2 protein-coding genes and 1 pseudogene are annotated in these 2,158 nt (G+C 49.0%); all 3 read right to left on the reverse strand.

Going from position 1 to position 2,158, the window contains the following annotated elements; genetic code table 11:
• Positions 1-53: 53 nt before the first annotated feature.
• Positions 54-1,001, reverse strand: coding sequence for an Rpn family recombination-promoting nuclease/putative transposase (locus STRDD11_RS11970; RefSeq protein WP_128837472.1), 948 nt, complete (start codon positions 999-1,001; stop codon positions 54-56).
• Positions 1,002-1,121: 120 nt separating this feature from the next.
• Positions 1,122-1,796, reverse strand: a complete 675-nt coding sequence (locus tag STRDD11_RS11975; protein WP_206512717.1) for a transglutaminase-like domain-containing protein — start codon at positions 1,794-1,796, stop codon at positions 1,122-1,124.
• A gap of 70 nt (positions 1,797-1,866) precedes the next feature.
• Positions 1,867-2,158: pseudogene (locus tag STRDD11_RS14775) on the reverse strand (alpha/beta hydrolase); the annotation flags it as partial.

Raw genomic sequence — 2,158 nt, forward strand, 5'->3', positions numbered from 1 at the left:
GATTCTAAGCCTTTTTTATGATGTTTGTAAACCGCTATTTTCCAGCCAGCCGCTTACTCCACTAAATTATTTTTAGCAATTTCTTGGATTTTCACTTCTTCCATACCGGTCTGCTGGGCGATGGTTTGGGCAGACACCCCATTTTTCAGCATGGTCAGAATCAGCTGTTGAATACCTTCTGCTCGGCCTGCTTCAACTCCCTCTTCTCGTCCATGTTTTATCCCTTCCTCCAAAGCCAGCTCATGCTCGTAGTAAATCTGGGCCATGGTCGCTTCGTAATGGTCCTGCTGGCGGCGTTTTTCGTCAAACATCTGTCTTTCCTCCTTGGTCCAGCGGGTCTGATCCAGCAGCTCCTCAGCCTCTTGAATGACCCGATCCGCCGGGACATCAAAGGGCTGATTTCTGAAGAATTCAAACCATTTGCGCAAATTATAATCGTTAATCTTATCTCTATTATACTTGCTCAGTTCCAGAAATGCAAATTTCATCGGCGGGCGCTGGCGGCTGACCTTGAAATCGGTCAAAAGCGGCTCCAGAGTCTCGTCATCCCGCAGGGAAAGGGTCCGGAAGGCCCGCAAATCTGGGAAATACTCCTGCTCCAAGAGGGCAATGCAGTAGACCGGATTCATTTCGGAGTAGAGAGTGTGAGTCGGCTTGTCTTTCTTGCTCCGCTTGAGATTGTCGGAGATTTGATTGGCCAGATAGGCCATCAGGCGGTTGATAAAGGCCCGCTGTCTCGTTACTTGGACCTCGATGATGACCTGCGTCCCATCGTCCAATTGGGCCCGCACGTCCACGGCCGTGTAGAAGCCCAGGTGGTCTTCTTCCTCCAGCTGGATCTGGGTGCCCTCCAGAATCTCCACCGACTGGACCGGCAGCCTGAGCACGCTCTTAATGAAATCAGCCGTCAGGTGCTCCTGATGAAAAATCTTTTTGGCAATCAGATCCATGGTTGGGGACAGATTGGGATGGCGCAGCGAATAGGGGTTGGACAAGCTCATACTTCCTCCTGACAAATAGTCTCTTACCTATACTATTCGTAATGGCCAGATAAAAATAAGCAAGCACGAGAAAAAATTTTTTTAACCATTCAAATCGAATTACCGTTTTTTATATTTCTCCTATCCTTTCCCACGAATTTTCCGGATATTTCTATTCATGAGATGCCGACCAAGATGACAATAGAGCCATTCCTTGACAGCTGACAGCTCCTGACGGTGTCTCAGGAAAAATTCATCCGGCGACGGATAGACACCCAAGTCCTGCACAATCCCCTCGCTCTGAATGTAGGTATTGCTGCGGTTAAAGGCTACCTTGGGATGCTGGAAATATGCTGTCGCTGCTCCGTAACCGCAAAAGGCACCCCGGCAGTCGGGAAAAGTATTCTGAAGCCGCTTCAGATAGCCATCATCAAGGATAAAGCCCTCCAGCTCATACCAGATCTCCTCAAAATAAACTTCTACCCAGCTATGCAGGATTTCCTGCGGCGCATTTCTATAGACAAAGCCGGTCATGGCCCCTTTTTGCAGCTGCTTGTCAATGGTAAAACCGTGCATCCTGCAGGGAATGCCGCAGCCTCTGAGCAAGGCCATAAAGAGAATGCCCTTGGTATTGCACTGGCCAAAACCGTCAGACAAAATCTTTGAAGCAGGAATCCCATCCGACTCATTGTAGCCAAAAAGAATGTCATTTCTTACAAAATCATAGATGGCTTTCAGACGGTCAAACTCAGCCATATTGCGCCAAGCCTGACGCTCAATCAAATCCTGAATAAAGGGATGGGAAAAATCCAGCAAAGCCGTCTCTTTCAGGTATTCTTCTATCGATCTAACACCTCCTTAAACATCAATTATCCAGCTTAGCCAATCACTTCCCTAGGAAGTCCTTTATCCGCTTGGCTATTTCCTCCGGCTGGTCATCGTGGATATAGTGGGAGCCTTCCAAGGTGACTAGCTGGGCCTGGGGATTTTGGGCGGCAAAGTCCTCTTCCAGCTTGGTATCTCCTCTGCCCTTTTGGACAGCCGCAAAGAGCAGGGTAGGGACCTGCGGCACCGGCTCTTGATTGACGGTAGCGACATTTTTGTCCCTGGCCTTGACTTCATTCATGACTGCCTGAGTGACGGAGCGCCGGTGAAACAGAGCTTTAAAGATTGCTTGT

It is taken from the genome of Streptococcus sp. DD11 (assembly GCF_001578865.1).
In the GTDB taxonomy this organism is placed as follows: Bacteria; Bacillota; Bacilli; order Lactobacillales; family Streptococcaceae; genus Streptococcus; species Streptococcus panodentis.